This is a genomic window from Inquilinus limosus MP06, from assembly GCF_000767795.1.
Classification (GTDB): Bacteria; Pseudomonadota; Alphaproteobacteria; order DSM-16000; family Inquilinaceae; genus Inquilinus; species Inquilinus limosus_E.
The window spans coordinates 1-2,954 of sequence record NZ_JANX01000680.1; the positions used below are offsets into that span (position 1 = coordinate 1).

The following is a 2,954-nucleotide window of genomic DNA, read 5'->3' on the forward strand; positions in this document are numbered from 1 at the left end:
GCGCCGCCGCGGTCACCACGGAGACGGCGACGGTCGAGAACGAGGACCAGACCCACGCCTTGCTGCGCTTCGCCGACGGCGTCATCGGCACGGTCGCGACCAGCCGGGTGGCCTGGGGCCGCAAGAACCACCTGGCCTTCGAGGTGTTCGGCACCGAGGGCGCGATCCTGTTCGACCAGGAGCGGATGAACGAGCTGCAGCTCTACCAGCCGGGTGCGGCGCCGGGCGACCGCAACGGCTTCCGCACCATTCTGACCGGCCCGGCCCACCCGCATTACGGCGCCTTCAGCCCCGCCGCCGGCCACGGCCTCGGCTTCAACGACCTCAAGGTGATCGAGGTGGCGCAGCTTTTGGACGCGGTCGCCGGCGGGCCGGCCGCCTATCCGGATTTCGCGGCGGCCGCGGCGCTGGAACGGGTGAGCGAGGCGATCGGGCGGTCGGCCCTGGAGAGAAGGTGGGTGGGGGTGGAGGCATAAATATATATAACAAATAGTTAGAATGGAGATTCCGGCTCCGCATCTTCATCATCATAAATGCTAACTCTCTTTTCTATAGCTTCTGAAATATCTGAGAAATTACTTTCATCCACATCCTGAAATACTTTTGGCAATCGACCAGAATCAAACAAGGTCACGTTTTGATTTCCCATTTCCTTTATTACATCATGGTCAATAGCTATTTTTGATTTCCCTGGCCAACCTCGCGAGATCCATTCCAATAAGACAGGCCAATATGGCCCACACAAACTCTCACCAGCCAACACTTCCAGAGCCTCATCAAATATATCTGCATCTACAAGATCTAGTTCAACGCAATTCAACAATGCTACTATCGACATCGCACCACAGTTCCAAACTATATTCTTTGCAATTTCGATGTCTATCTTTATTGCAAATCGCATACATCCATATATTGCCCAACATACTTCACTATCATTGCCCAATCTTCCTTGTCGATCCAAGATGGTACGGAAGATTATAGACCAGGCAGCATTATCTACGGCCCCACTGGTCAGATTTTTCCAGACCAACACCCGAACTACGTAATCAATAGTGTGTCCAAAATGTACAGCAGAGCGTTTGAGGAACGGCTCGAACGTTTCCCACTGCCCCCAGCGCAGATCCGACTGATCAAGATACCTGATTGCATATTTCAATACGCCATCGTCGCCGCCAGAAGTTGTAAATGAGAAAGCATACTCAAATGCTGTTCTCAATCTCTCTGCAATCCGCTTTACCGGAGAATCGATAGCGAATTCCAGTTGAGCAGCCACATCCGTGGGCCATCCATCAGAGAATCTGAAATCCTCAGCATAGATTTTTGTTTTATTCTCGTTAATATCAAGCTCATACTCTCGAATCGCCTCTCTGTACCGCCACAAAGCACGCTCCGCGTCAGCATGAGAATTCGCCCCGATCCACACATCATCAACATGGCGCAATATATCACAGTCCTCAACATCACATCTCTTAAAAAACTCCAAATCTATAGCCGTTGAAACTGTTTCAGCGATAATGCGAGACGCGTCTGGCCCAACCGGTATACCAACAGTCTGGCCATCCTGACCACATCTCACTATGTAATCTAAGCGATTAAAAAATACTTTATTCGATCTCGGATTTCGATCATCCTTGGAGAGAGCCTTGCCATGATAGGCCCACGGTATCGAATGCGTATATATAGAATGATAGAATCTAGATATGTCTGTCTTCGCAATGAATCTGTACTGTGATAATTTCGATAGCCTAACGGCCTCCAGCTCGCTATGCGGACTGATCTCTAAGGCTCGATCTCCATCTGGGGAGTGGCGTGGCGCGGATAGGCTGTTTTTGATTCCTCCAAAAAACGCCTCTATCTGCCCCCATCGAGTGGCCGCAAATTCGGCTAAGTCATAACCGCTAACGGGATGCACAACAGAAAATGTCCGCCTCGTCATTCCTCTCTTTGAAGCATTATAAACAGCGGGGCGAACCGGAGTCGCCGAGCTGCTCAAGAAAGTTCGATAAGCTTTTGTATCAAAGAATCCACAAATGGCATCAGATATAAAAGAAGGTGGCATATTTTCCGGTAGATATCCCTTCTTCAGTAGATCCGCCTTAAGATCGTTATTCATGTCGACCTCCATATATTTCTTAACGCAATCAGTCTCTCAATCGCTTGCGACAATAGAATATTTTAAGCCAAATGCATTTAGCAATGCGGAATATCACCCGATATAGCTCGCGGTGTCTGGCAAAAAAGATATGCGAGACTCCCTCAAGGAGGCGACTATGTCCGAATCCATCATCATCGGCGGCCTGCTGCTGGAGTTCCTGCACGACAAGGACAGTACCGGCGGCAGTCTCGACATGTTCCGGATGACGGTGCAGCCCAACGCCCGGATGCCGGTGCCGCACTATCATGAGAGCTGGGACGAGGCCGTCTATGGCCTGGCCGGCACCCTGACCTTCCGGGTCGACGGAAGCGACGTGCCGGTCGGGCCCGGCGACTCCGTCTTCATCCGGCGCGGCGTCGTGCATGGCTTCCGCAACGACACGCAGGCGCCGGCCACCTGCCTGTCCGTCCTCACCCCCGGTGTGCTCGGCCCCGGCTATTTCTGCGAGGTCGCCGCCCTGGCCGCCGGCGGCGCGCCCGACCCGGCGCGGATGCAGGAGGTCATGCTGCGCCACGGCCTGGTGCCGGTCGCCCCCGGCGGCTGATCGGCCCTTCCCCGCCGACCGGCAGGACCGGGGCCGATCGCCGCGCCGGTCCGGCATGACGATCCGGTGGCCGATGCAGGGCAATCGCCGCGCCTGCGAAAGCCATCGACCGAAAGAGAAAGGAGTCCCCCCTCCCCTCGCGGGAGGGGGGTAGGGGGAGGGGGTTTTCGCCGTCAAGACCGACCTGAACTCTGGCGATCCGGCTCTAGCCGCGGGACCTGTTCTCTGCCCGATTTCGCGCGCGGACGCGCGCAG

3 protein-coding genes are annotated in these 2,954 nt (G+C 54.7%); 2 read left to right on the top strand and 1 reads right to left on the bottom strand.

The window, feature by feature from the left end; all coding sequences use genetic code 11:
- The coding region (locus P409_RS39485) for a Gfo/Idh/MocA family protein (RefSeq protein WP_034847407.1) at positions 1 to 476 on the top strand (476 nt) is incomplete at its 5' end.
- A gap of 17 nt (positions 477 to 493) precedes the next feature.
- On the opposite strand, the gene P409_RS37440 is transcribed toward P409_RS39485, so the two are convergent.
- A complete protein-coding gene (locus tag P409_RS37440) occupies positions 494 to 2,113 on the bottom strand; it encodes an RNA-directed DNA polymerase (protein WP_161790503.1) in 1,620 nt (539 codons plus the stop codon).
- A 157-nt stretch (positions 2,114 to 2,270) separates the two neighbouring features.
- On the opposite strand from P409_RS37440, the gene P409_RS30720 reads away from it, so the two are divergent.
- Positions 2,271 to 2,699, top strand: coding sequence for a cupin domain-containing protein (locus P409_RS30720; RefSeq protein WP_034847409.1), 429 nt, complete (start codon positions 2,271 to 2,273; stop codon positions 2,697 to 2,699).
- Positions 2,700 to 2,954: the final 255 nt, after the last annotated feature.

Excerpts from the sequence above, each read along its gene's own strand:
- P409_RS37440 (WP_161790503.1), bottom strand. The coding sequence starts at position 2,113 with ATGAATAACGATCTTAAGGCGGATCTACTGAAGAAGGGATATCTACCG.
- P409_RS30720 (WP_034847409.1), top strand. The coding sequence starts at position 2,271 with ATGTCCGAATCCATCATCATCGGCGGCCTGCTGCTGGAGTTCCTGCAC.